This window comes from Phreatobacter aquiterrae, from assembly GCF_053471285.1.
The window spans coordinates 281,302-306,180 of record NZ_JBJPHW010000002.1 but is presented as its reverse complement, the minus strand read 5'-3'; the positions used below and the strand labels follow the sequence as shown (position 1 = coordinate 306,180).

Genomic DNA, 24,879 nt, shown 5'->3' with positions numbered 1-24,879 from the left:
CGGACGGTTCCTTCGACGGGTTGCCGCGGTCGGCAACGATTGCTCTCGCAGGTCGCCGTGCTATCCGCGCGGGCCGACGAGCATCGCGCCGTAGGCGACGGCAAAACCCCCGAAGGCCAGCACCCAGGCGAGACCCGCTGCGGCGATGAGGGCCACGGAATGGTCGGGCAGGAAGGCGGCGACGATGCGCAGCAGCGCCGCGAGAAAGACCGCCACATAGATGAGGACGGTCGACGGCGGCGCCGTCAGAGGCCGGCCGGAATGGCCGCGGGTGGCGCGGGTCATGACGGCGAGGGTCATCATGCCGACGGCGCCCGTCGTCCAGGCGTGGATCCCTGCCGATCGCGCGGCGACGCTGTCCGCCAGCAGCGCCCATCCCGACAGCAGGAAGCCTGCGGGCACGAAGGCGAAGGCGACGTGCAGCACGGTGACGAGCGGCTCGGCCAGCGTCCGCTCGCCGGCCCAGCGCACCAGCCGCACGGCCTTCAATACGCCGGTCGCGACGAGCAGCAGGCCCGCGGGCGTCTCAAGCACCGGCGCGAGCGGGACCACGACCCATGCCGCGAGGGCTGTTCCCGCGACGATCATCGCGACGAGATCGAACCGGCCGAAGGTGGCGGGCTGACGGCCGGGATTTTCCCGCTTCAGCCAGTTGGTGGTGAAACTGGGGATAATCCTGCCCCCGACGATCATGATGAGCATCACGATGGCGCCGATCGCCAGGCGGTCAGCGACAACCGGACGGCCGAAGCGCCAGATCTCGTAGTGGAACAGCGCCTGGGCGACGCCGAGCAGGGCGACGCCGATCAGCACCTTCAGATTGCGCCAGTTGCTGCCGGCGACGATCTCCCGCGCGATCATCCCGGCCAGCGCGACGGGAAAGGCGAGCACCAGGAGCGCGAGCACGAGAGGATCGAGCAGGGCCGACACCGTCATCGCCACCCGCGCCGCGAGCCACAGGGCGAACAGCAGCATCAGCGGCCTGCCGACCACCGGCAAACGTCCGGTCCAGTTCGGCACCGCCGTCAGCAGAAACCCCGCGACGATGGCGGGGACATAGCCGAAGAGCAGTTCGTGACTGTGCCAGGCGAGGGGCGGGAAGGCGCTGGGAACCGCGATGAGAGCGAGGAACCAGGGCACCCAGAACGCGATCAGCAGCGCCGCCAGAACCGCTCCGGAGAAGAAGAAGGGCCGGAACCCGTAGCTGAAGAAGGCGGGCCCACGCCAGGCACGCAACTGCTCCATCGTCGTGGCCATGGGGAACCTCTCGGGCGTCGTCGTCTCGCCCGGGCCGGGCGATGAACATTGACGCGCCAGAGCACGCGCAAAATTGATTAACGTCAAATCTGAAACGGAGCAGCCGAGGCAGAGTGGCCAGTATCGGGGTCGTCGTCCGGCCACCGGTTGGCAAATGTCGGGACGGCTGATGGGCGAAACGTCGGGCATCGAACTTCTCGCCAGGGTGAGAGCCGTCCTCGGGACGGTGGACCTCGACTGCGCCTGCCGCGACAAGCTGGACGATGCGCTCAGGCGCTTCGAGGCTCTGGAACAGCGTCGCGGCATGCGTGAGCTGATCGCCGATGCGCGCGCCCAGTGCGAGCAGGTGGCCGCCCTGCTCGACCTGCTGAAGGAACTCGACGAGATCCGGGTGGAGGACACCGATCGCGGGGTCTTCGAGGAACTGGCCCTCCTGTTCGAGACCATCGCCGCAGCCGCGATGCGAGGCGCGGAGGACATGCGCGCCTTCCGCGCCCTCCTGACGGCAGGCGCGGATCGCGAAGCCGTCGTTGTCCCGCCCACGGCCTTGCCGATCAGGCCGTTCAGGTCCTGAGTGGCGGCGCCGCGGTCCTGAAGCGGCCTTCCCATGCCCCCGCTCGCCGCGTGTGAAGGCTCATCGGGTGGCCTTCCCGGCGACCGCCTTCTGCTTCGACATGCGTCACCTTACTGAGAGACGGAATGTTCTAGAGCCCCTTGGCGCAATGCCGCGCGATGTCGGCGTGGGTCGCGAACCAGCAGCCGCCTTTCGCCTTCATGTGACGGATGAGTTCCTCCACGATGAAGATGCGCGAACGGTATCCGATCACGTGCGGATGCATGGTGAGGAGGAACAGGCCGGCCTCCTCGTGGGCGCGGTCGAACTCGCGGATGAAGATGTCCAGCACGGCGGGCGGCGGCGTGTGGGGGCGCAGGCCCTTGAACCGGTCCATGTTGAAGTAGGGGGCATCGTCGCGGATCCACTCGACTGGCAGCTCGACGATGCCGGTCGGCACGCCGTCTTCCTCCAGCTCGTAGGGATCATCGTCGGCCATCAGCGAGGAATCGTAGATCAGGCCGAGCTCGCGCTGGATCTTCAGCGTCGATCGCGAGAAGTCCCATGAGGGCGTGCGCATGCCGACAGCCCTGACGCCGGTGATTGTCTCGAGCTGGTCGGCGGCGCGGAAATGCAGGTCGCGCTCCACCGCCTCCGGCAGCACGGAATTCAGCTCGTGGATCCAGCCGTGCAGGCCGATCTCGTGGCCCTCGGCGATGACGCGGCGCTGCTCCTCGGGGTGGAGCAGGGCGGCGACTGCGGGCACGAAGAAGGTGGCGGGCACCGATTCCCGCGCCAGGATCGACAGGATGCGGGGGATGCCCTTGCGCACGCCGTACTGGCCCCAGGACATGCGGCCGATGGAGACGCCCCCGTCGCGCAACTCGTTGGTCTCATGATCGGAATCGAAGGAGAGGGCGACCGCGCAGCGCGCGCCGCCCGGCCAGCTGGCAGGCTTCAGCGACTTGCCGGCACGCGCATGGTTCACCCGCTCGCGCCACTCGCTCTCAGGCCATTCCCACGGTTCCATGGCGGTCCTCTCCTGTGTCGCTGGTCAGCGGATGATGGCAGGCAGCGCGCTGTCCGGCCCCGATGTCGCGCAGGTCCGGCGCCTCGCTCCGGCACCGTTCGGTCGCGGCCGGGCAGCGCAAATGGAAATGACAGCCCGGAGGCGGCGAGAGCGGCGAGGGTAGTTCGCCCTGGATCGGCCGGAAGGTCACGAACTCGTCGCCGTCGGTAACGAGTTTCGGAACGCTGTCCAGCAGGGCGCGGGTATAGTGATGCGCCGGGCGCTCGTAGATGTCGTCGGTCCGGCCAATCTCGACGATGCGCCCGAGATACATGATGGCGACGCGGTCGCAGATGTGGCGGACGACGCCGAGGTCATGGCTGATGAACAGCATGGTGAGCTTCAGTTCGCGCCGGAGCTTCAGGAACAGGTTGATGATCTGCGCCTGGATCGACACGTCGAGCGAGGCGACGGGCTCGTCGCAGACGAGGATGTCGGGCCGCATGGCGAGGGCGCGCGCGATGGCAATGCGCTGGCGCTGGCCACCGGAGAACTGGTGCGGGAAGCGGTCCGCGGCGTCCGCCGGCAGGCCGACGGCGGTGAGCCAGCGCGCAACCTCCGCCTTGGCGTCGCCACGGGCAACGAACCGGTGGGCCACCGGACCCTCGGCGATGGTCTCGCCGATCCGGACGCGCGGATCGAGAGAACCGAACGGGTCCTGAAAGATCATCTGCACGCGCGTCGTGGTCTTCACGCGCTTGCGCGCGCCGCCCATGACCGGCTCGCCATGGACATAGGCCTCGCCCTCGCTGGGGGCATGAATGCCGGCGATGACGCGTCCGAGGGTGGATTTTCCGCAGCCGGACTCGCCGACCAGGCCCAGCACTTCGCCTTCGACGATGTCGAGCGAGACGCGGTCCACCGCGTGGACCGTGCGGGTCTCGACCGGCGCGCCGAGCAGCGCGGCGATGCGCTCGCCAAGCGTGACGCTGGGCGTGAACCTGCGGGAGACGTTGTCGACTCGAACGAGAACCTCGCTCATGCCGCCACCTCCTCGTGGGGATGGTGGCAGCGCCAGCGTCGCGCCACCGCACCGGAAAGCGCCGGTTCCACGTCGCAGGCCGCATCGGCGCGCGGGCAGCGCGGAGCAAAGGCGCAACCGGGCGGCAACGCGACCATGGAGGGCGGTGCGCCGGGGATCTGCACCAGGTCCTGGCCGGCGACGGCCTTGGCAGGAAGGGAGTCGAGCAGCCCGCGCGCATAGGGGTGGCGGGGCGAGGACAGAACCTTGCGGATCGGCCCCTCCTCGATCACGCGGCCCGCATACATGACGAGAATGCGGGAGGCGAGCGAGGACACGGTGGCGAGGTCGTGGCTGATCCAGATCATCGCCGTCCCCATGTCGCGCGCGAGCGAGCGCATCTCCGTGAGGATCTGCGCCTGCACGGAGACGTCGAGCGCTGTGGTCGGCTCGTCGCAGATGATGAGCTTCGGCCGGTTGAGAAGCGCCGTGGCGATGGCGACGCGCTGGCGCATGCCGCCGGAAAACTGGTGCGGATAGGCGTCGAGGCGGCGCGCGGCATCAGGAATGCCGACGAGGGTCAGGGCTTCGGCGACGCGCGCGCGGGCCGCCGCCTCGCTGACCCGCTCATGGGCGTGGATGGCCAGCGCCATCTGGTCGCCGATCCGGAGCACCGGGTTGAGGGTCGCGGCCGGGTCCTGGAACACCATGGCGATCTCGCGTCCGCGGACGGCGCGGAGCTCTCTGGACGGCAGGCCAACCAGTTCGCGCCCGGCGAGCCTCACCGATCCTCCGGCGATGCGTCCCGGCGGATCGATGAGCCCGAGGATGGAAAAGCCCGTGACGCTCTTGCCCGAGCCGGATTCACCCACCAGCCCGACGATCTCGCCGGCATCGACATGGAACGAGACCTCCCGGATGGCCCGGACGATGCCCGCCCGGGTCGGGAATTCGGTGGTCAGACCCTCGACGACGAGAAGGGGTTCGCTCATCGCCGGAGCCTCGGGTTCAACTGGTCGCGCACCTGGTCGCCCACGAGATTGATGGAAGCGATCAGGATGATCAGCGCGATGCCCGGATAGATGGAGATCCAGTAGCGGCCGGAGAGAAGGTACTGGAAGCCGTTGGCGATGAGCATGCCGAGGGATGGTTCGCTCACCGGCAGGCCGAGGCCGAGGAAGGACAGCGTCGCCTCCAGCGCGATCGAATTGGCGACCTGCACGGTGGCCACGACGATCAGCGGCGGCAGGCAGTTCGGGAGGATGTGGCGGAAGACGACCGTGCGCGGCTTCAGGGGGGTGGAGAGCGCCGCTTCCACATACTCCTTCGACCGCTCGGCAGAGGCCGCGCCATGGGCGGTGCGGGCGAAATAGGCGTATTGGGCGGTGACGAGGGCGGCGATGAGCTGCCACTTGCCCTGGCCGAGCACGGCGGCGAGCACCAGCGCCAGCAGGATGGCGGGGAAGGAGAGCTGCAGGTCGATGAAGCGCATGATCAGCGCCTCGATCTTGCCGCCGAAATAGGCCGCGAAAGTGCCGAGGGTCGCCCCCAGCGAGAAAGCGATGATGCCGGCGGCAAGCCCGATCTCGATGGAGACCCTGAGGCCGTAGAGGATGGCCGAGAGGACGTCCCGACCCTGACCGTCGGTGCCGAGCCAGTGGGTGATGCCGGTGCCCGGGCTGACGAAGCCCGGCGGCCGGCGCGCATCGACGAGGCGCAGCGTTGCCATGTCATAGGGGTTCTGCGGCGTGATCCACGGCGCGATCACCGACAGCACGATGATGGTCACGACGATGGCCAGCGCCACGACCGCGACGCGGTTGGCGCGGAACTCGTCCCAGAAGCGGGCCAGCGGGCTGTCGCTCATGACGCCCTCCGGAGCCTGAGGCGCGGGTCGAGCGCCACATAGGCGATGTCGATCAGGAGGTTGATGACGATGAAGAAGAAGGCGACGAGCATGAGGTAGGCGACCATCACCGGCCGGTCGAGCGTGTTGATGGAATCGATGATGAGCTTGCCGACCCCCGGCCAGGAGAAGATCGTCTCCGTCACCACCGCGAAGGCGAGCGTCGAGCCGAATTCCAGCCCGAAGACGGTGACGATGGGGATGGCGATGAGCCGCAGCACGTGGCGGCTGAGGATCGTCCATTCGCTCTCGCCGGCGGCGCGGGCGAACTTGACCGTGTCGGTGAGCATGAGCTCGCGGGTGCCGGCGCGGGCGAGCCGTACCATCATGGCGAACTTGAACAGGGCGAGGTTCAGGGCCGGCAGGAACAGGTGCTGCCAGCCGCTCGGCGTCAGAACGCTCCATTCGACGCCGAAGAGCTCGCGCGTGTCACCGCGATTGCCCGCCGGCAGCACGCCGAGCTGGACGGCGAAGATGAAGATGAGGACGAGGCCGATCCAGAAGGTCGGCACCGAGAAACCGAGGATCGAGACGCCCATGATGGCGCGGGAGACGAGGCTGTGCGGCCGGTAGCCCGCATACATGCCGAGCGGGACGCCGATCATCGTCGCGCCGACGACAGCCACCAGGGTCAGTTCCAGCGTCGCCGGCAGGCGCGACAGGATCAGCGGCAGGACCGGCGTTCCGAAGACGAAGGACCGGCCGAAATCGCCCTGCAGGAGGCGGCCGAGAAAATCGAGATACTGCTTCCACAGGGGCTGATCGAGGCCATAGGTGCGGATGGCCTCCTCACGGATCTGCTGCGTCGCGTCCGGCGAGAGCAGCACGTCGATCGGATTGCCGACGGCATAGACGCCGCAGAACACCAGCAGCGAGATGACCAGCATCACGACGAAGGCCTGCATCAGCCGCTGGATGACATAGCCGAGCATGGGGCGTCAGGCCCATCCGTCGGCGATCACGGCCCGCGTTTCTGCCACAGCAACGTCCCAGATGGCCTGCATCTCCTCGTCAGGGCGCTGATAGAGCCCGCCATAATTGCCGTCGCCGAGCAGTGCCTTCTTGGCGCCGGGGTCGAGCTGCTGGAAGCGGGCGAGATCGAGCATCGGCTTCTGGTGCGCGGGCGCCCCGACATTGGGCAGGCGCGTCCAGGGGAAGTTCTCCATCCATGAGGCGTGCGAGGCGACGGGATCGATGGCCTGCACCGTCGCGGAGGTCTTCGGCGCGTTCCACCAGTTGTGCCACTTCACCTGGCTGCCGCGATTGTGGTCGAGCCATTCCAGCACCGCGCCGTGAACGGGCGAGTTGCCGCCGTGGCCGTTGACGATGGTGATGCGGCGAAAGCCGGAGCGCGCCATGCCGTCGAGAATGTCGGTGACGACGGCACAGAGTGTCGAGAGGCGCAGCGTCACCGTGCCGGGATAGTCGACGAAGCTCGGCGTCAGGCCGTAGTTCACCACCGGAAACACCGGCACGGCGATCGGCGCGCAGGCGTCGACCGCCACCTTCTCCGCGAGGATCGCATCGACGCAGAGGCTGAGGCCCGCGTGCTGCTCGGTCGATCCGACGGGAAGCACCGCGCGGTCGTCACCCTTCACATGGGCCTCGACCTGCATCCAGTTCATCTCGGCGATGCGCATGGCGAGCCTTCCTCAGTCCTGGATATCGTCGGCGTGGAACATGCCGAGCACGACCTTCGCCATCAGCGTCGAGAGCTGTTCCCGCTCGATCAGCGACAGCGGCTGCAGCATATCCTCCTCCAGCGCCACGAAGCGTGGCATGGCCTCGTCCAGCAGGGTCCGACCGGCGGGGGTCAGGGACAAGGGCTGCGCCCGCCTGTCCGCCGCGTCCGTTCCGCGCCTGACGAGACCGAGCTTCACGAGACGGTTGACGGCGCGGCTGAGCGAGTTCTTCGGGAAGGCCGTCGAGGAGGCGATCTCGGAGGCGGTGACGCCGTCCATCAGGCCGAGGCTGTAGATCACCACGAACTCGATGCGGGCGAGGCCGAAGCGCTCCTCCACCCAGCCGTAGAGCGGCTGGTTGTAGCGCAGCGCCAGGTAGTTGAAGCGGGCGGCAAAGCCGCAGGGGTTCTTCCACAGGCGCGCATGGGTGAAGGCGTCGAGGCGCCTCTGGCTGCCCGCGACTTCCGGTTCGGCGATGTCCTGCGATCGTTCAAGCAGTTCCAAATCGAACTTCCTTTCACCGGGGACCCACTATATCGGCGCGAGATAGTTCCACAAGGGATTGACTAGGCGCTATGCACGCCATTTGAATAGGCAGTGTCGGCGCCAGCACGAAGGGCGGCCGGCCGCCCTGTTCAGGAGGATCCCATGCGAATTCTCAGACGTTCCCTCATGCTCGGTCTCCTCGGCGTCGCGGCCCTCGGTGCCGCTCCCGTCACGTCGGCCGGTGCGCAGACACTGACGATCGGCGTCCGTGGTGGCCCTGAATCCATCGACCCCCATTTCACCGCGACAGGCACCCACGCGGAAGCCCTGAAGCACGTCTTCGACACGCTGGTGTGGTCGGGACGTGGGCTCGAACTGGAGCCGCGCCTTGCCGAAAGCTGGCGCGCCATCGACGCCACCACCTGGGAGTTCAAGCTGCGCCGCGGCGTGAAATTCCACGACGGCTCCGACTTCACCGCCGAGGACGTGAAGTTCTCCATCGAGCGCATTCCGATGGTGGCCGGTCCGAACCCGACGACGATCTATGTGCGCCGGGTGAAGGAAACGAAGATCATCGACCCCCACACGATCCATATCGTCACCGACGGTCCAGCGCCGAACCTGCCGAACGACTTCATCCGCCTGTTCATCGTCTCGTCGAAGGCCGCCGCCGGCCTGACCCGCGAGAGCGCCAACGAGGCCTTCAACTCCGGCCGCGCCGCCATCGGCACCGGTCCCTACCGCTATGTCTCGTGGCAGCCGCGCGGTGAGCTCGTCCTTGCCCGCTTCGACGGCTACTGGGGTCCGAAGGAGCCGTGGGAGCGCCACGTCCGCCGCGAGATCCCTAACGATGCCGCCCGCGTTGCGCAGCTTCGGGCCGGCCAGCTCGACCTCATTACCCGCGCGCCGGCGTCAGACGTGGCGACCCTGCGCCGCGACAACCGGCTGACTGTCCAGACCGTTCCGACCGTCTATGTCTTCAATCTCGAGATGGACGTTCGCGAGCGCCCCAACAATATCACCGCCAAGGACGGGTCGGCGCTGCCGGCCAATCCCCTGCGCGACCTGAGGGTCCGTCAGGCGATTGACCTCGCCATCGACCGCAACGCCCTGGCCGAGGTCGCCATGGAGGGCCTCGGCGCGCCGGTGAACCAGATGGTCACGGAGACGATCTTCGGCTTCAACAAGGCGCTGCCGCCGCGCCGCTACGACCCCGCCGAGGCCAAGCGCCTGCTGACCGCCGCCGGCTATCCCAACGGCTTCAAGATGCAGTTCTCGTTCACCAGTGACCGCCTGCCGGGCGATCGCGAGGTTGGCACCGCCATCGCGCAGATGTTGGCGGCCATCGGCATCGATACCCAGCCGAACGCCATGCCGGCCGCGGTGTTCTTCCCCGCGCGGACACGCGGCGAATTGTCCGTGTCCATGTCGGGCTGGGGCACGCTGACGGGCGAGGCACACTACACCCTGTCGTCGCTCGCCCATTCCAACGACCGCGAGCGCCGCATGGGGGCCTTCAACGTGCTTGGCTACAACAACCCGGCCATGGACAAGCTGCTGCAGGACGCCGCCATCGAGATGGACGAGGCCAAGCGTCGCCGCCTGCTCGAGGAAGCGAACGCTCTTGTCGATGCCGACAAGCAGCGCCTGCCGATCGTCGCGGTCTCCTCCGCCTGGGCGATGAACAAGGCCAAGGTCACGCTGTCGCCGCGCGTCGACGAGGACACGCTCGCCATGGACATCCGTCCGGTGCGCTGACGCAACTCGCAGGGGCGGCGGCCTGACCGTCGCCCCACGCCTCCGTGTCTGATCAACCCCCGGAACAGATGTCATGACCGACAGGCCCATCCTGATATGGGGCGCCGGCGCCATCGGCGGCACACTCGGCGCCTACTGGGCGCGGGCTGGCCTCGACGTCCTGCTGGTGGATCAGGTGGCCGAGCATGTGGAGGCCTGCCGGACGCGCGGCCTGCATATTTCGGGGCCGATCGAGGACTTTACCCAGGTGGTGCCCGCCGCGACGCCCGACGAGGTCTCGGGCACCTTCGACATCATCGTCCTCGCGGTGAAGGCGCAGGCGACGGAAGGCGCGCTGGCCCAGCTCGCGCCGCACCTTGCGTCCGACGGCTATGTGCTCTCGGCGCAGAACGGTCTCAACGAGCTGACCATTGCGAAAGCCGTCGGCGATGCGCGCACCATGGGATGCTTCGTCAATTTCGGCGCCGACTGGCACGGACCGGGCGAGGTGCTCTTTGGCAATCGCGCCGCCGTGGTGGTCGGCGAGATCGACGGTTCGATCCGCGAGCGGACGCGGGCCATGCACCAGCGCCTGAAGCTGTTCGAGTCGGAGGCGGTGCTTACCGACAACATCTGGGGCTATCTCTGGGGCAAGCTCGCCTATGGCGCCATGCTCTTCGCCACGGCGTTGACGAACGATTCCATGTCGGAGAACTTCGCCGACCCGCGCCGGACCGTCGCTTTCGAGAACCTTGGCCGCGAGGTCATGGCGGTGGCTAGGGCGCGCGGCGTCACGCCCATCGGCTTCAACGGCTTCGATCCCGAGGTCTTCGCCCCCGGAGCGCCAGCCGAGGGCGCACGCCAGTCGATTGCCGCACTGGCCGAGTTCAACCGTCACACGGCCAAGACCCATTCCGGCATCTGGCGCGACCTCGCCGTGCGCAAGCGCCGGACGGAGGTGGATCCGCAGATCGGCGTCATCGCCGCCCTCGGCGCGGAGGTCGGTATCGCCACGCCCGCCATTGTGAAGCTCGTGGAGCTCATCCACGCCATCGAGGTCGGGGCAAAGCCCATGGCCTTCGAGACCTTCCAGGAACTGATCGACACATGCGCATCGACCTGACCGGCCGTCTCGCCCTGGTGACCGGCGCCGCACAGGGCATCGGCCAGGCCATCGCGCTGGAACTGAAGGACGCCGGGGCGATGATCGTGGCCGCGGATCTCGACGCGGAGGGCGTCGGCGCCTTCGCAGCCACCAACGGCTTCGAGGCGCGCGTGCTCGATGTCTCGGATCGGGCGGCGGCCCACGATCTCGTATCGGAAATCCTCGCCGACCACGGCCGTATCGACATTGTCGTCAATGCCGCCGGCGGCGTGCGCGGACAGGTCGGCGGACCCATCGCGGAGGTCGGGGAGCGCGACTGGAAGGTCCTGTTCGAGGCCAATGTCGACGGCGCCTTCTGGCTCGCCCAGGCGGCGTCGGCGCCGATGGCGAAGGCCGGCTTCGGCCGTATCGTCAACATCGCCTCGGGCGCGGGCCTGAGGCCGAGCCTCACCGGCATCCAGGCCTATACCGCGGCCAAGCACGCCCTCGTCGGCCTGACGAAACAGCTCAGCCAGGACCTCGGACCGATGGGGATCACCTGCAACGCGGTGGCGCCGGGCTTCGTCCGATCCAATCCTGCCACCGAGCGCCAGTGGAAGGCCTACGGCGCCGATGGACAGAAGCGCTTGGTCGATTCGATCCATACCCGCCGCCTCGGCACGGCGGCCGACATCGCCCATGCCGTGGTCTTTCTCGCCAGCGAGCAGGCCGCCTGGATCAGCGGGCAGATCCTGTCGGTCGATGGCGGGCGCTCCTGACACCCCGTGACGGTTTGGCTGCAACCGCGGCTATGGCGGCCCCGCAGACCGGCCTTGCCGACGACGCACAGCACGGCCGAGCAAAGCCGGGCAGGATGCAGCCACCGTTTGCACCCAAGAGTCGCATGACCATGTTGTCCCACGATCAGACTTCCGCACTCGACCGCCTGATGCGCTTCCTCGCCATCGAGGGCGTCACCGGCCAGGAAAAGGCCATTGCCGAGGACGTGGCTCGCGCCCTCGTCGAGGCTGGCGTTCCCGCCGAGGCCATCGCCTATGACGATGCCAATAGCCGCATTCCCGTGCCGACCGAGACGGGCAACCTGATCGTCAAGATTCCCGGTCGCGGCACGCTCGGCAATGCGCCGCCAATCATGTTCATGACCCATCTCGACACGGTGCCGCTCTGTGCCGGCGCGAAGCCCCGCATCGTCGGCGACCGCATCGTCTCCGGCGGCGACACCGCGCTCGGCGGCGACAACCGCACCGGCTGCGCTGTGCTGGTGACGCTGGCCGCCGAACTGGCGAAGCAGGGCCTCGACCATCCCCCGCTCGTCCTCGTCTTCTGCGTGCGCGAGGAGAGCGGCCTGTGGGGCGCGCGCTATATCGACCTCGCCATGCTCGGTGCGGTGTCCATGGGCTTCAACTATGACGGCTCGCGTCCCGCCGACGTCGTCACCGGCGCGGTCGGTGGCGACGGCTGGTCGGTGGAAATCTTCGGCCGTGCCTCCCATGCCGGCGTTGCGCCCGAGCGCGGCATCTCGGCCAGCATGGTCGCTGCCATGGCGCTGGCCGATGCGCAGGCCAATGGCTGGTTCGGCAAGGTGGTGAAGGGCGACAAGGCCGGTACCAGCAATGTCGGCACGGTGGGCGGCCAGAATGGCCGCGGCGCGGGCGATGCCACCAACGTCGTTACCGACTACTGCTCCGTCGAGGGCGAGAGCCGCAGCCACGACATGGCCTTCGTCGACGCCATCACCGACGCCTTCGAGGCGGCTTTCCACAAGGCGGCGAAGACGCTGGTGAGCAGCGAGGGCAAGACCGCCCGGGTCGCCTTCTCGCGCCAGCGCAAGTACCATTCCTTCGCCCTTGATCCGGCGTCGCCGGTGGTCCAGCGCGGCATCAGGGCGGTGGAGGTGATCGGCCTCACGCCCAATCCGCGCCTGGTGAACGGCGGGCTCGACGCCAACTACCTCTGCCTGCACGGCATCCCGACGGTCACCTTCGGCGCCGGCCAGAACGAGGCCCACACGGTCGACGAGTGGGTCGACATCCCGGCGTTCCACAACGCCTGCCGGCTGGCCCTGGCGCTCGCGACGGCCCGCTGACGGGCGTCGCGCTCCGCACCCTCAGGGAAGCGCGGGCATCGGCACGGGCGGGCCACGACCGTCGCCCTCCCGGTCCCCCGGCAGGATGACATCCGGCTCGTCAGAGGGGCGCGGTGCCGGCAGGATCACGTCGTGATCGATCTGCACATGCTTCTTCGGAATCCGCACCGGCCCGTCGGCGGGCGGCTTCGGGTCGGGCAGGTCGGTGGGCATGGTGTCCTCCTCGCGGCGGTGGCTCACGTCCGGTCAATCGGGTTGGGCGCAGGCGGTGGAGCGTCGGGAGCATCGACAGCGCGCCGGCGGTCGGGCGACCGGCCGGCCTTCTCGTGGCGGGGACGGCGTTCTTCTCCCTGATCGACGTCGCGGGGGAAGGCTTCGCGGTTATCGAAGGTGCGGTCGGGAACGCCGGGCGGCTGGTCCGGTACGTCGGGCATGGCGGTTGACTCCGGTTGACTGTCTCCGGACCAACCGTCCTTCCGCCGGGTTGTTCCGTCGGCCCGCCCGTGCGGGAGCGCCCCAGGTCAGTCGTAGCGCAGTTCCGACGCCTTGCCGCGGAACACGTAGTAGCTGAACACCGTGTAGCCGATGATCATCGGCAGCACGAACAGCGCGCCGAACAGGATGATCAGCAGGCTCTCCGGCGCGCTTGCCGCCTGCCAGATGGTGAGCCGCTCGGGAACCACATAGGGGTAGAAGGAGTAGGCGAGCCCCAGGAAACCGAGTGCGAAGAGGCCCACGGCGCCGAGGAACGGCACGAGGTCGAGCGAATGATCGGCCCTCGGCATGCGCGCGAGAAAGACCCACAGCCCCGCGAAGAGCGCTGCCGTCATCAGCGGGATCGGCGCGAGTCCGATGATGTTGGGGAAGGTGAACCAGCGCTCGAAGATGCGGTCGGAGACGAGCGGCGTCGCGACCGAGACGACGAGGATGCCGATGCCGGTGAGGATCAAAGCCACCCGCGCCCAGCGCACCGCCCGCTGTTGCAGATCGCCCTCGGTCTTGGCGATCAGCCAGGTGGCGCCGACAAAGGCATAGGCCGCCGCAAGGCCGAAGGCGGCCAGCAGGGCGAAGATTTCCGCCTCAACGCCCGGGCGAAACCCCATGACATAGCGGCCCAGCATGTAGCCCTGGGTGAGGGAGGAAAGGGTCGAGCCGGCGACGAAGGCGATGTCCCACCAGTTCTGGTGATGCTGCTGCGCCTTGACGCGGAACTCGAACGCCACCCCGCGCAGCGTCAGGCCGAGCAGCATCAGGGCCACCGGCAGGTAGAGTGCGGTGAGCACGATGCCGTGGGCGGCAGGGAAGGCCACCAGAAGCAGGCCGATGCCGAGCACAAGCCAGGTCTCGTTGGCGTCCCAGAAGGGGCCGATGGTCGCCACCATCCGGTCGCGGTCGGGCCGGCCGACGCCCGCCATCAGCATGCCGACCCCGAGGTCGTAACCGTCGAGGATGACATAGGCCAGGATGGAGATGCCCATCAGGGCAGCGAAGATCAGGGGCAGGGTGTGTCCGTCCAGCATGGGGGCCTCTGGAGCTGTTGGGTCAGGCGACCTTGACGGCGGGATCGGCGGGGCCGTCGGCCGGTCCCGCAGGCTCGGTGCGCGCCACATAGCCCTTGCTCGCAAGATGGAAGAGCACCGAGACATAGGCGGCGATGAGCAGCGCGTAGATGGTCAGATACATGGCGAGCGTCGAGCCGATCATGCCGGCGGAGACCCGTGAGGCGGCCTGCGCGGTCGTCAGGACACCCGTTACCAGCCAGGGCTGGCGGCCGATCTCGGTAACATACCAGCCTGCCAGGGTCGCGACCCAGCCGGAGAAGGTCATGGCCACGAGCACCCATGCGAGCGGACGGTTCAGGCCGCCGCGCCGCCATATCTGGTAGCCGCCGAGCCACGACACGGCGAGCATGAGGACGCCGACCCCCACCATGATGCGGAAGGCGAAGAAGACCGGCGCCACGGGCGGGTGGTTCCGTGTGCCGTCAGCCGCGACGAAATCGTTGAGCCCCGGCACGACGCCATCCGCCTGGTGCTTGAGGATGAGGCTGGCGCCGTTCGGCACGGCGACTTCAAAGTCGTTCCGCCGCTCCCGCTCGTTGGGGATGGCGAAGAGGACCAGCGGTACGTTCCCGCGCGTCTCCCAGTTTGCCTCCATGGCGGCGACCTTGGCGGGCTGGTGCTCGAGCGTGTTGAGACCGTGCAGATCGCCGACGAAGATCTGGACCGGGATCAGCACGGCCGCCACCGTGACGCCCGTCCTCACGCCGATCATCACGTCCTCGGTCCGCTGGTCCTTGAGCCAGCGCCAGCCCGACAGGCCGGCGACCAGGAAGGCGGCCGTGAGCCCCGAGGCGAGCAGCATGTGCGTCAGCCGGTAGGGCATGGATGGGTTGAAGAGGATCGCCCACCAGTCGACGGCATGGGCGACGCCGTCGCGCATCTCGTAGCCGACGGGCGTGTGCATCCACGAGTTGAGGGCGAGGATCCAGAAGGCGGACATTGTGGTGCCGAACGCGACCAGGATGGTCGCGCCGGTGTGGACCCAGTCGGGCACCCGGCGGAAGCCGAAGAGCATGATCCCGAGGAAGGTCGCCTCGAGGAAGAAGGCCGTCAGCACCTCGTAGGCGAGCAGGGGGCCGGCGATGTTGCCGACCTTCTCCATGAATCCCGGCCAGTTGGTGCCGAACTGGAAGCTCATGGTGATGCCGGACACCACCCCGAGCGCGAAGGACAGGGCGAAGACCTTCACGAAGAAGAAGTAGGCGTCCATGAAGGCCTGCCGCCCCGTGGCCCGGAACCGCAGCTTGAAGAACAGCAGGATCCAGCCGAGCGCGATGGTGATCGTCGGGAACAGGATGTGAAAGGAGATGTTGGCGCCGAACTGGATGCGGGCCAGCAGGATCGGGTCCATCGGTCAAACCTCCTTGCGGGACTTTGCGCGCCCGCCGGGCAGGGCGAGCAGGCGGTCCTTCATGTCGAGGACGCGCACCACCTTCGAGCCGAGCGAGAGCAGCTGGATGAGTCGCTCCGTCTCAAGGCGCTGGACGTCCGCATACCAACCCGTCATGAGCTCGATAAGTTCATGCATGTCGCGCATCCGGGCCTGCGCGTGGCGCTCCGCCTCGGACTCCGGCGATTGCATGATGAGTTCGCGGAGCATGGACAGCGTCGGGTCGATCTCCCGCTTCTTGCGTTCCTCGACCAGCGTCCGAACGATGACGTAGATGTCGTCGGGCGTTGAGAAGAACTCGCGCCGGTCACCGGGGACAGGCTTCTGGCGCAGCAGGTTCCAGCTCTGCAACTCCTTGAGCCCCATCGACACGTTGGAGCGGGAGATGCCGAGGCGCTCGACGATCTCGTCGGCGCAGAGAGGCCTTTGGGCAATGAACAGCACGGCGTAGATCTGGCCGACCGTGCGGTTGATGCCCCAGCGGCTGCCCATCTCGCCAAAATGAAGAACGAACGCCTCGCACAACGGGGGAAGGTGCATCGAGCGATCCTTGCGGATATTCCGAGATTTCAGGAATTACTAAAAATCCAGAACGCGACTGGCAAGTCCGTCGACCCCGGATTCCTTCCGTCTCACCATGATGTGAACCGCCCACGGCATGTCCGGCAGAACGTGCTGTCGAGGCGTCCCCCTATCTCATCGGCTTTGGAATGGTCCGTGAGGGTTCGGCCTGCGTATTCAGGACAACAGCAGCCGAAAGGTGCGGGAAGAAATTCGCACGCCGGCCAACAAAACAATCCGACGGCCGCTCATCGGCCCCGGCCATGCCTCTGGATCGTCAGGAGAACGGACGTGCCCGCACCGCGCATCACCATCATCGCCTATGGAGCGACCTTCCTCGCCTTCCTGCTAATCGATCTCGTCTGGCTGTTCTCGGCGGGCGTGCCGATGTTCCGCGCGGTTGTCGGCGACATCATTCTCGAACAGGCGCGCCTCGCCCCTGCCATCCTCTTCTACCTGATGTTTCCAGTTGGCATTCTCTATTTCGCCAGCCTTCCGGCCCTCGCTTCGCGGTCGCTTGCGACGGCCGCGATCCGCGGCGCCGCCTTCGGCTTCTTCGCTTACGCCACCTACGAACTGACCAACCACGCCACGTTGCGCGTGTGGAGCTGGAGCCTGGTCGTCGTCGATACGATCTGGGGAGCTCTTCTGACCGCGACTTCGGCGGTGCTGGGCGTCGCCGCCGCGAGATGGTTCAACGCTCGCGCGGCAGCGTAGCGGCTGCGTGACGGTAGAGGTCGCTGGCGCGGTTGAGATGGTCTGTCATGGCCCTCGCCGCCTCGTCCGCGGCTCCTGCGGCGATGGCGTCCAGGATGCGCTGGTGTTCCTGAAGCGTGGCGCTTTCGGCGCCGGGCGCGCGCACCAGCATGGTGTAGTGGTCGCCGAGCCAGGTCAGCAGCCCCTCGACGACGGCCGGAAAGATCGGATTGCCACTCATCGCCGCGATCTGGCGGTGAAAGGCGATGTCGCGGGCGAGGAAGTCCGCCGAAGAGGCGTCACGCTGCTCGGCCAGCCGCTGGCGCAGAAGCGCGAGACCGGCAGGATCGGCACGCTCAGCCGCAAGCCGCACGAGGCCTGCCTCCAGGAAGATCCGTGCCTCCTTCAGGTCGTCGAGGGAACGCGGCTGCACCCGCAGCAGGTAGCGCGCCGCGTCGCCGATCTGGTCCAGCATGCCGTCCGCTGTCGGCAGCACGACCCGCGCCCGCTCGCCGTGGCTGATGGTGACGATGCCCGAGCGTTCGAGCTGCTGCAGCGCCTCGCGGATCGCCGGACGCCCGACGCCATAGGCGTCCATCAGCTCGCGTTCGGAGGGTAGCCGCGTGCCGGGCGGGAAATCGCCGGCCTCGATGCGCGCCATCAGCCGGTCGACCACCTCCTGATAAAGCTTGCGGCGCTGGATGGGGCCTTCGGTCACGGTTGTCGTCATCCCCGTCAGGCCGGCGCGAGCGCGCCACCGTGGCGCGCGGCGCTGAAATAGTCATCCGCGCCGATCTGGCCGCCCTTCAGCGCCAGTTCGAGTCCGTCGCGATCGGGGCGTTCGGCATGGGCCCGGCAGAGCGGCGCGCCGGGGGCCAGTGCCGCCGCGGCGGACAGGGCATCGATGCCGAGCCCGAGCGTCGCGTGGCCCGACGTGTCGCCGCCGGCGATGACAGCACGACGGAGATGGCTCCCGTCGAGGATCTGCCCGAGCAACGACCCCAGTCCGGCGCCGATGCGGTCGTTGACGTCGGAAGGGGCCGCGCCGGCACTGCGGCAGGCTTCGGCAAGTGCGGCGATGGCGGGGTCATCTGGGCCGCGGGCGGTATAGGCAATCGGCGAAGCGCCCGTGCCGAGAGCCGCCAGGCCAAGGCTGGCGACGCGGCCGATCTCGGCCTCCCAACTGGCCGGATCGGTGGCGCGGTTCACCTCGATGCGGATCGCGGCAAAGCCGTTCTGCTCGGCATGGGCGATCTGCCGTGCCGTGACCGGGGAACAGGAGCCGGACACGACCGCGATCCGCTCCACCGAAGGCAGGGTCATGGCGGCGGGCGCCTCAGGGATCAGCCCCGCCGCGCGCCAGTGCGCGACGAGGGCATATTCGACGCCCTGCGACCCCGCGACGAAGCGCCCCTCGCCGCGATGATGCCAGATCAGCTCGCCGGCCAGGGCGAGGGTCTCGTCGTCCAGCACGTCGATGGCGACCACCGGCGCGTCGTCGCCGGCCAGCATCGCGCGCCGTGCATCGCCCTCGCCGCGCTTGAGGGCGGCGACATCGATGAGGCCGATGCGGCGCACCGTCTGCCGGGCGAGGTGCCGCGTGATGTCCGCCTCGTCCATGGGCGTGACGGGATGGCTCGCCATGACCGGGTGCCGGTCGAGCCGGTAGGCGGCGCCACCCATGCCGGCGAACAGCGTCCCGAAGGCCTGGTAGCGCGCCAGGGCAGGAGCGCCGACGACCAGTGGAATCCAGCGCGCAGGGAAGGTCGCCGCGCCGAGATCGACGGCGCGCCCGATCGAGCCGATATGTGGCGCAGAATCGAAGGTGGAGCAGACCTTGTAGTGGACGAGCGGCGCGCCGAGCCGGGCGAGGGCCGCGTAGATCGGTGGCAGCGCGGCGTTCATCCAGTCCGGCGAGCGCGAGCGGGCGATGCCGTCAATGCCGATGCAGCGCCGGTCGGCAAAGCGGGCGAGACGCTGCGGCGTCGGCACGTCGAGAAACATGACCGAGCTCAGCCCGGCGAAGGCCATCACCTCCATCGCGGCGGTGGAGCCGGTGAAGTCGTCGCCATAGAACGCGAGCAGGGGTCCCGGAGGCAGCTCGGTCATGCGAACCGCCCGAGGGCCGCGGCGAGCGCCGGACGGTCGCGGGCCGCCTGTTCGATCGGCTGGCCGGCGATCGCCGCGTCCCAGGCCTCCCGCAGCGCGGCGACGCCCGCGGCCGGCCCGTCCGGATGGGCGAGGATACCGCCGCCGGCCGCGAAGATCAGGTCGGTGGTGCCGAGTGCGGCGTAGGTGCCCGCCGCCTGCCGCACGGTCTGGCCGGAGGAGAAGACGGGCATGACGGTGTCGTCGCGATGCCGGAACAGCGGCGAGAGGCACGCCCGCGCGGATGCGATGACGCTTTCGTCGGGCTCGCTGAACTTGTTGGCGAGGCCGTTGACATGAAGGTGGTCGGCTCCGGCGAGGCGCCACAGCTTGTGCCAGGCGCGGTAGTCCCAGCCGAGCCCCGGCGCCCGGGACATGTAGCCCCAGCCGTTGCGATGGCCGTGGATGGGCAGTTGCGTGAAGCGGCCGAGCTCGATCATGCCGACCAGCCCGACCGAGTTCAGGCTCGCCATCACGCAGGTGCCGCCGGCCTTGAGCACGTGGTCGTGGCGGCGCTTCATCTGGTCGAGATCGCCGGTGATGTTGAAGGCGACCATCGCCTGACGCCCGCGGCGGTCGGCCTCGGACCTGACCACCCGCATGACCGCCTCCACCCGCGCCTTGAAGGGACAGAGGGGGCCGTCGGACTGCAATTCGTCGTCCTTGATGAAGTCGATGCCCGCCTGAACGAGCGTCGCCACCAGATCCGCCGTCTCCTCAGGCCCAAAACCGACGCTCGGCTTGATGATGGTGCCGATCAGCGGGCCGGTCGCGACGCCGGCAAGCTTGCGCGTGCCCGCCACCCCGAAGCGCGGGCCGCCATAGGCATCGGCGAAGGCGGCCGGCAGGCGGATGTCGAGGAGCCGCAGGCCGCTGACCTGTCGGAGTTCGAACAGATTGCCGGCGACGGTCGCGACGAGGTTGGGGAGCGAGGGGCCGAGCGTCTCCAGCGGCCAGGACAGGGTCACGCGGGCGCGGCGGTAGTCGCCCGGAACGGGAAAGGCCTGAGGCGTCGCGGAGGGCAGGCTCGGCGCGTTTGCGCTGTCGAGCAGTTCCAGCCGCTCGACGCGGGCCGCCGCCCGTGCGGTCAGTTCGGGTGTCTCGCCGGGCACGGCGACGAACGTACCGCTCGACTGCTCGCCGGCCATGACCTCGGCCGTGCGCCGCGGATCGCCCGGCGTCTCGAGCCAATAGTCCGCTTCGATCCGCTCTGGTGCCTGCACGCCATGCTCCGTTTCAAAACCGGGCGCGACAGGCCGCGGATCATCAACTCATAAGGTCATCATACCAGATTGACAATTCTCGCGGGCCCATGGGAGATCGCCCACGGCGCGCCGGCTTGTAGGGCGCAAACCACTGGAGCGGGATCGATGACGGCAGTCGCTTTGTTCGGCGCAGGCGGCAAGATGGGCATGCGGATCGGCCGCAATCTCGTCGCCTCGCGCTTCTCCGTCCTGCCTGTCGAGGTCAGCGAGGCCGGCCGCGCCCGCTTCGCGGAGGCCCACGGCATCTCCTGCGTCGCGGCGGAGGAGGCGATCGCCACGGCGCAGGTGGTGGTGCTGGCGGTTCCCGATACGGTGATCGGCGCGGTCACGCAGAGCCTCGTGCCGAAGCTCGGGGCCGGGACCATGGTGGTGATCCTCGATGCCGCGGCGCCCCATGCCGGCCACCTGCCCGAGCGCGCGGACATCACCTATTTCGTCACCCATCCGTGCCACCCGCCGATCTTCAATGACGAGACCGATCCGGCCGCCCGGGCCGATCATTTCGGCGGCATCGCCGCCAGGCAGCACATCGTCAACGCGCTGATGCAGGGGCCGGAGGAACACTATGTCCTCGGCGAGGAGGTCGCCCGCGCCCTGTGGGCGCCGGTCATGCGCTCCCACCGCGTCACCGTCGAGCAGATGGCGATCCTCGAACCGGGCTTGTCCGAGACGGTCTGCGCCACCTTGCTGGACGCCATGCGGGACGCGATGGAAGAGGCGATCGCGCGCGGCGTGCCACGCGAGGCGGCCCGTGACTTCCTGCTCGGCCACATGAACATTCTCGCCGCTGTCACCTTCCAGGAGATCCAGGGGGTGTTCTCCGACGCCTGCAACAAGGCGATCGTCTATGGCAAGGAGACGATCCTGAAACCCGACTGGAAGCAGCTCTTCGAGCCCGAGGAGATTCTCGCCAGCGTTCGCCGGATCACCTGAGCGGAGATAGGTGCCGGGGTCCGGATCGGCCGAACGGCGTCTTGGGCGCGGCAGACCTTGTTGCGACAATGGAGCCCAATGGCCGAACCGGCCGAGGGAGCGGGTGAATGAGCATGCAGGAGGCCCGTCCGGCCGCAATGGCGACGGCGAGGGCCGATTTCGGCCCGGTGACCGTCTTCTTCGGCGAGAAGAACGGAAAGTACCCGGAGGCCAATCAGGTCATCGTCACGGGGCGCGACACCCGGGCTGCGCTCGACGCGCCGCTCGTCGCCAACCGGATCGGCGAGCCGTTCGACGCGGCCGATCTGGTCGTGCTCGGCCATGTCCACGAAGACCACATGGCAGGTCTCCACCGCCTGCCGTACGCGCCGGTGCATGTCCATCGCGACGATATCCCCGCCGCCCGGAGCTGGCAGGGCTATGCCGATGCCCTTGGCGTCAGCCAGGCCGTGCGGCCGGCCCTTCTCGCGAAGCTGCAGCGCGAATTCCACTACGCCCCCCGGCCCGACGCGGTTCCCTATGACGACGGCGCGGTCTGGGATCTCGGAGGGATGCGGCTGAGGGCGGTCCACATGCCGGGCCATACGGCGGGGCACTGCGCGCTCCTGATCGAACCGCATGGCATCGCCTTCATCGGCGACATCGACCTCAGCGGATTCGGCCCTTACTACGGCGACGCCTCGTCATCGCTGGCGAGCTTCCGGAAAACCCTGAAGCAACTCCCCGATCTTCCTACGAACGTCTGGATCACAGGCCACCATCGCGGTGTCTATACGGACCGCGCGACGTTCCTTGCCGATCTCGCGGCCTTCGAGGCGAAACTCGCTTCGCGCGAGCAGCATCTTCTGGATCTTCTCGGAGCCTCACCGAAATCGCTCGAGGATCTGGTCGCCTGCCGCCTCCTCTATCCGCCCGACTACGAGGAACTGTGGGTGACGGATGTCGAGCGGCGGTCGATCCGCCAGCACCTCGACGAACTGATGGAGCAGGGCAGGGTCGCTCTGGTCGATGGGGTCTATGACCTCGCCCGGTAGTTGAGGCCTTCGTCGGCGGCACGTCAGCCTAGCCAGCGCAACTCGCCCGGCGGCGGCGCGATGTCGGGATTGTCGGCGATCATCCGCTCCCAGACGCGCCGCGTCACCGCCTCCGCCTCGCGGATCAGCGCCGGTTCGTCGATGGTCAGCACCTTGCGGTCGCGCATCAGGAACTCGCCGTCCGTCATGACCGAATGGACCGTGCCGGGATGGCCGTAGTGAACGACGTTCGAGACGAGGCGGATGAGCGGCCTGAGCGCTGGCGCATTCAGGTCGATGAAGGTGAGGTCGGCTTTCTTGCCAGCCTCGATCGAGCCGATCTCCCTGCCGGCGCCGACGGAGGCGGCCGCCAGCCGCGTCACCGAATCCAGGATCTGCTCGGGCGAGGGGTCGACGCCGCCTTCCACCTCGCGGCCGCGGCCGGTGCGATGGACGATGCTGCCGAAGGCCATGGCCTGGAACATGTCCTCGCTCATGTTGTCGGTGCCGAAGACGACCTTCACGCCGGCATCGCGAATCTGGCCGATGCGGACCTTGTGGAAGTTGCGGCGCGAGATGCTGGCCGGCGTATGCGCCATCTGCACGCCTTTGGGCGCCAGCAGGCGAATGTCGTCCTCGGTGCAGAATGTCCAGTGCGCGGCGACGAGATCGGGTCCGAGGAAGTCCTCGCGGTCGAGATACTCCGTTGAGGTGAGCCCGTGGGCCGCCTTCACCGCTGCGACCTCGCCGGGGCTCTGTGACAGGTGGATGGTGCGCGTGAGGCTGTATCTCTCGGCCATGTCGCGCACGGCGCGCAGCATTGCCGGCGAGCAATTGTCGGGGGCATGGGCCGCAGCCTGGCAGCGCACCCGATCGCCGGAGGACCCGTGGAACCCCTCGATGAGCGCGGTCGCGCGGTCGAGAAAGGCGGCTCCGAAGGCCTCGTCGACCTGGTATTCGCCGTGGCGGATCCTGCGCGTGTCGATGTCGGCGCAGCTCTCTGTCAGCCACAGCCGCATGCCTGTCTGCGCCATGGCCGGCGCATAGGTCGTGACGTGACGGAACGGATCGACCAGTGTCGTGGTCCCGGAGCGGATCGCCTCGAGACAGCCCAGCTGGGCGATGACTGACCGCTCTTCCCAGCTCATCGCGTAGGAGATCGGCGTCATGTAGCGATAGATCGCTTCGCCCGGCCAGTCCTCGATGGTGCCGCGCAGCGCCAGCAGCACGGTGTGCGTATGGGCGTTGACGAAGCCGGGAAAGACCGCGAGGCCGCGGGCGTCGAAACGCTCGTGGCGCGGGTAGTCGCGCTCCAGATCAGCGGTCGCGCCGACGGCGGCGATGCGGTTGCTGGTGACCGCAACGGCGGCATCGGCGTGGATCGTCCGGGCATCGTCGCCGGTGACGACGACGGCGTGGGTGATCAGGATGTTCATGGCCGCCGCTCTTCAAAGGGGCAGGTGCGGACCCGCATTGGGCCCGCACCTGCCGTGCCGATCAGGGCTGGCCGGCATCGATCTCGGCGCGCGGCAGCGCCTGTGCCTCCAGCCCATGCTTCTTCAGCAGCGTCATGTAGGTGCCGTTCTCGATCAGCCGGTTGAGCGCGGCGGCCACCGCATCACGCAGGACGGTCGACTCCTTCGGGAAGGCGAGACCCGACATGTTGCGGCCGATCGGCGTGCCGATGCGCTTGATCGCCCCCGGCTCCTGCTGGGAGAGGTAGACGACATATTCGGCGCCCAGAACCGCAGCATTCACGCGGCTCTGGCGCAGGTCGGTACGGGTGGCGGCGGCACCCTCGGTGCCGACGACGTTGATGGCCGGCCGGCCCTGGGCGACGCAGTTCGCCTGGCTCCACGCCTGAAGCGTCGGGAAATAGGCGGTGGTGCGCGGCGTGGCGATGGACTTGCCGCAGAGGTCCGTCGGCTGGTTGATGTCGGCCGCCAGGGCGGTCATGGCGAAGATCTGCGGGCCGGTCGAGACATAGTCGACGAAGGAGAGGCGCTCGCGGCGCGCCGGAAGGTCGGTCATCGACGACCCCGAGAAATCGATGCGGTTGGTCGTCAGCGCCGGGATGAGTTGGGCGAAGGCCATCTCCTCCCACTGGATGCGCAGCCCCAGCACCTTGGCGATCTCGGTGACCAGATCGACGTTGAAGCCGCGGCGCTCGTTGGTCGCCGGGTCCTTGTAGGCCATGGGCGGATAGGTCGCCTCGATGCCGATGCGCACCACACCGGCGGTGCGGATGGCGTCGGGCAGCGGGATGGGCTGCTGGGCGGAGGCGGTGGTGGTCACAAGCGCGGCGAGGCCGGCAGCGAGAAGGGTCGTGCGGAAGGTCATGGCTCTGTCCCCTTTGATGTCGACAACTGGTCGGCAAGCGGTCCTTGCGGCCCCTCACCCTTCTCTCTCCCCGCCAGCGGGGCGAGGGGCACAGGCGTCGCGCTTCGAGACCGATCCGCCGCGCCCGGC

At 68.2% G+C, this 24,879-nt stretch carries 26 protein-coding genes; 8 read left to right on the top strand and 18 right to left on the bottom strand.

Annotated elements, in window-relative coordinates; translation table 11 throughout:
• Positions 1–60: 60 nt before the first annotated feature.
• Positions 61–1,257: an NnrS family protein gene (locus ACJ4V0_RS03975; protein ID WP_448298258.1), complete on the bottom strand. Its 1,197-nt coding sequence runs from the start codon at positions 1,255–1,257 to the stop codon at positions 61–63.
• A gap of 169 nt (positions 1,258–1,426) precedes the next feature.
• On the opposite strand from ACJ4V0_RS03975, the gene ACJ4V0_RS03970 reads away from it, so the two are divergent.
• A complete protein-coding gene (locus ACJ4V0_RS03970; RefSeq protein WP_448298257.1) occupies positions 1,427–1,831 on the top strand; it encodes a hypothetical protein in 405 nt (134 codons plus the stop codon).
• Positions 1,832–1,961: 130 nt separating this feature from the next.
• Here the strand turns inward: ACJ4V0_RS03970 and ACJ4V0_RS03965 are convergent, their stop codons facing one another.
• The 7 genes from ACJ4V0_RS03965 to ACJ4V0_RS03935 are packed head-to-tail and all read right to left on the bottom strand — an operon-like array spanning position 1,962 to position 7,932.
• On the bottom strand, positions 1,962–2,840 hold the full coding sequence (locus tag ACJ4V0_RS03965; RefSeq protein WP_448298256.1) for a polysaccharide deacetylase family protein: 879 nt from the start codon (positions 2,838–2,840) through the stop codon (positions 1,962–1,964).
• Positions 2,818–3,861 (bottom strand): ABC transporter ATP-binding protein, encoded by a 1,044-nt coding sequence (locus tag ACJ4V0_RS03960; protein WP_448298255.1) that lies wholly within the window; start codon positions 3,859–3,861, stop codon positions 2,818–2,820. The genes ACJ4V0_RS03965 and ACJ4V0_RS03960 overlap by 23 nt, the downstream gene beginning before the upstream one ends.
• The gene (locus tag ACJ4V0_RS03955; protein WP_448298254.1) at positions 3,858–4,832 is read right to left on the bottom strand and encodes an ABC transporter ATP-binding protein; all 975 of its coding nucleotides are present in this window, start codon (positions 4,830–4,832) and stop codon (positions 3,858–3,860) included. Before ACJ4V0_RS03955 ends, ACJ4V0_RS03960 begins: the two co-directional genes overlap by 4 nt.
• A complete protein-coding gene (locus tag ACJ4V0_RS03950; RefSeq protein WP_448298253.1) occupies positions 4,829–5,707 on the bottom strand; it encodes an ABC transporter permease in 879 nt (292 codons plus the stop codon). The genes ACJ4V0_RS03955 and ACJ4V0_RS03950 overlap by 4 nt, the downstream gene beginning before the upstream one ends.
• On the bottom strand, positions 5,704–6,678 hold the full coding sequence (locus ACJ4V0_RS03945; RefSeq protein WP_448298252.1) for an ABC transporter permease: 975 nt from the start codon (positions 6,676–6,678) through the stop codon (positions 5,704–5,706). The genes ACJ4V0_RS03950 and ACJ4V0_RS03945 overlap by 4 nt, the downstream gene beginning before the upstream one ends.
• A 6-nt stretch (positions 6,679–6,684) precedes the next feature.
• The gene (locus ACJ4V0_RS03940) at positions 6,685–7,386 is read right to left on the bottom strand and encodes a creatininase family protein (RefSeq protein ID WP_448298251.1); all 702 of its coding nucleotides are present in this window, start codon (positions 7,384–7,386) and stop codon (positions 6,685–6,687) included.
• Positions 7,387–7,398: 12 nt separating this feature from the next.
• The gene (locus ACJ4V0_RS03935; RefSeq protein ID WP_448298250.1) at positions 7,399–7,932 is read right to left on the bottom strand and encodes a MarR family winged helix-turn-helix transcriptional regulator; all 534 of its coding nucleotides are present in this window, start codon (positions 7,930–7,932) and stop codon (positions 7,399–7,401) included.
• A 144-nt stretch (positions 7,933–8,076) separates the two neighbouring features.
• Here ACJ4V0_RS03935 and ACJ4V0_RS03930 point away from each other — a divergent pair, with 144 nt between their 5' ends.
• The 4 genes from ACJ4V0_RS03930 (at position 8,077) to ACJ4V0_RS03915 (ending at position 12,842) form a co-directional block, all read left to right on the top strand.
• Positions 8,077–9,672, top strand: a complete 1,596-nt coding sequence (locus ACJ4V0_RS03930) for an ABC transporter substrate-binding protein (RefSeq protein ID WP_448298249.1) — start codon at positions 8,077–8,079, stop codon at positions 9,670–9,672.
• A 73-nt stretch (positions 9,673–9,745) separates the two neighbouring features.
• Entirely contained in the window at positions 9,746–10,774 is a 1,029-nt protein-coding gene (locus ACJ4V0_RS03925) for a ketopantoate reductase family protein (protein ID WP_448298248.1), read from the top strand.
• Positions 10,759–11,514 carry an SDR family NAD(P)-dependent oxidoreductase gene (locus ACJ4V0_RS03920; RefSeq protein WP_448298247.1) on the top strand — a complete coding sequence of 252 codons (756 nt, stop codon included), beginning with the start codon at positions 10,759–10,761 and terminating at the stop codon, positions 11,512–11,514. The genes ACJ4V0_RS03925 and ACJ4V0_RS03920 overlap by 16 nt, the downstream gene beginning before the upstream one ends.
• Before the next feature lie 134 nt (positions 11,515–11,648).
• The gene (locus ACJ4V0_RS03915; protein ID WP_448298466.1) at positions 11,649–12,842 is read left to right on the top strand and encodes a M20/M25/M40 family metallo-hydrolase; all 1,194 of its coding nucleotides are present in this window, start codon (positions 11,649–11,651) and stop codon (positions 12,840–12,842) included.
• Between the two features lie 21 nt (positions 12,843–12,863).
• On the opposite strand, the gene ACJ4V0_RS03910 is transcribed toward ACJ4V0_RS03915, so the two are convergent.
• From ACJ4V0_RS03910 to ACJ4V0_RS03890, 5 genes are all read right to left on the bottom strand, one after another.
• A complete protein-coding gene (locus ACJ4V0_RS03910) occupies positions 12,864–13,055 on the bottom strand; it encodes a hypothetical protein (RefSeq protein ID WP_448298246.1) in 192 nt (63 codons plus the stop codon).
• A 23-nt stretch (positions 13,056–13,078) separates the two neighbouring features.
• Positions 13,079–13,276 carry a hypothetical protein gene (locus tag ACJ4V0_RS03905; protein WP_448298245.1) on the bottom strand — a complete coding sequence of 66 codons (198 nt, stop codon included), beginning with the start codon at positions 13,274–13,276 and terminating at the stop codon, positions 13,079–13,081.
• An 87-nt stretch (positions 13,277–13,363) separates the two neighbouring features.
• On the bottom strand, positions 13,364–14,362 hold the full coding sequence (locus ACJ4V0_RS03900) for a cytochrome d ubiquinol oxidase subunit II (protein WP_448298244.1): 999 nt from the start codon (positions 14,360–14,362) through the stop codon (positions 13,364–13,366).
• Between the two features lie 22 nt (positions 14,363–14,384).
• Positions 14,385–15,755 carry a cytochrome ubiquinol oxidase subunit I gene (locus ACJ4V0_RS03895; protein WP_448298243.1) on the bottom strand — a complete coding sequence of 457 codons (1,371 nt, stop codon included), beginning with the start codon at positions 15,753–15,755 and terminating at the stop codon, positions 14,385–14,387.
• A gap of 3 nt (positions 15,756–15,758) precedes the next feature.
• Entirely contained in the window at positions 15,759–16,334 is a 576-nt protein-coding gene (locus tag ACJ4V0_RS03890) for a GbsR/MarR family transcriptional regulator (protein ID WP_448298242.1), read from the bottom strand.
• A gap of 312 nt (positions 16,335–16,646) precedes the next feature.
• Between ACJ4V0_RS03890 and ACJ4V0_RS03885 the strand changes: the two genes are divergently transcribed.
• Entirely contained in the window at positions 16,647–17,072 is a 426-nt protein-coding gene (locus ACJ4V0_RS03885; protein WP_448298241.1) for a DUF2177 family protein, read from the top strand.
• Here ACJ4V0_RS03885 and ACJ4V0_RS03880 read toward each other — a convergent pair.
• Genes ACJ4V0_RS03880 through ACJ4V0_RS03870 form a run of 3 tightly spaced genes read right to left on the bottom strand, consistent with a single transcriptional unit; the run spans position 17,050 to position 20,422 of the window.
• The gene (locus ACJ4V0_RS03880; protein WP_448298240.1) at positions 17,050–17,769 is read right to left on the bottom strand and encodes a transcriptional regulator NanR; all 720 of its coding nucleotides are present in this window, start codon (positions 17,767–17,769) and stop codon (positions 17,050–17,052) included. The two genes, ACJ4V0_RS03885 and ACJ4V0_RS03880, sit on opposite strands and share 23 nt — an antisense overlap.
• A 17-nt stretch (positions 17,770–17,786) precedes the next feature.
• Positions 17,787–19,160: a four-carbon acid sugar kinase family protein gene (locus tag ACJ4V0_RS03875; RefSeq protein WP_448298239.1), complete on the bottom strand. Its 1,374-nt coding sequence runs from the start codon at positions 19,158–19,160 to the stop codon at positions 17,787–17,789.
• On the bottom strand, positions 19,157–20,422 hold the full coding sequence (locus tag ACJ4V0_RS03870) for a ribulose-bisphosphate carboxylase large subunit family protein (protein WP_448298238.1): 1,266 nt from the start codon (positions 20,420–20,422) through the stop codon (positions 19,157–19,159). Before ACJ4V0_RS03870 ends, ACJ4V0_RS03875 begins: the two co-directional genes overlap by 4 nt.
• 147 nt (positions 20,423–20,569) lie before the next feature.
• Here ACJ4V0_RS03870 and ACJ4V0_RS03865 point away from each other — a divergent pair, with 147 nt between their 5' ends.
• Together ACJ4V0_RS03865 and ACJ4V0_RS03860 are read left to right on the top strand one after the other, a co-directional pair.
• Positions 20,570–21,397, top strand: coding sequence for a phosphogluconate dehydrogenase C-terminal domain-containing protein (locus tag ACJ4V0_RS03865; RefSeq protein ID WP_448298237.1), 828 nt, complete (start codon positions 20,570–20,572; stop codon positions 21,395–21,397).
• Positions 21,398–21,504: 107 nt separating this feature from the next.
• Positions 21,505–22,431: an MBL fold metallo-hydrolase gene (locus ACJ4V0_RS03860; protein ID WP_448298236.1), complete on the top strand. Its 927-nt coding sequence runs from the start codon at positions 21,505–21,507 to the stop codon at positions 22,429–22,431.
• A gap of 23 nt (positions 22,432–22,454) precedes the next feature.
• Here ACJ4V0_RS03860 and ACJ4V0_RS03855 read toward each other — a convergent pair whose 3' ends face one another.
• Together ACJ4V0_RS03855 and ACJ4V0_RS03850 are read right to left on the bottom strand one after the other, a co-directional pair.
• Complete coding sequence (locus ACJ4V0_RS03855) at positions 22,455–23,846, bottom strand: amidohydrolase family protein (RefSeq protein WP_448298235.1); 1,392 nt, start codon at positions 23,844–23,846, stop codon at positions 22,455–22,457.
• Positions 23,847–23,907: 61 nt separating this feature from the next.
• Positions 23,908–24,750 carry an ABC transporter substrate-binding protein gene (locus tag ACJ4V0_RS03850; RefSeq protein ID WP_448298234.1) on the bottom strand — a complete coding sequence of 281 codons (843 nt, stop codon included), beginning with the start codon at positions 24,748–24,750 and terminating at the stop codon, positions 23,908–23,910.
• Positions 24,751–24,879 lie beyond the last annotated feature (129 nt).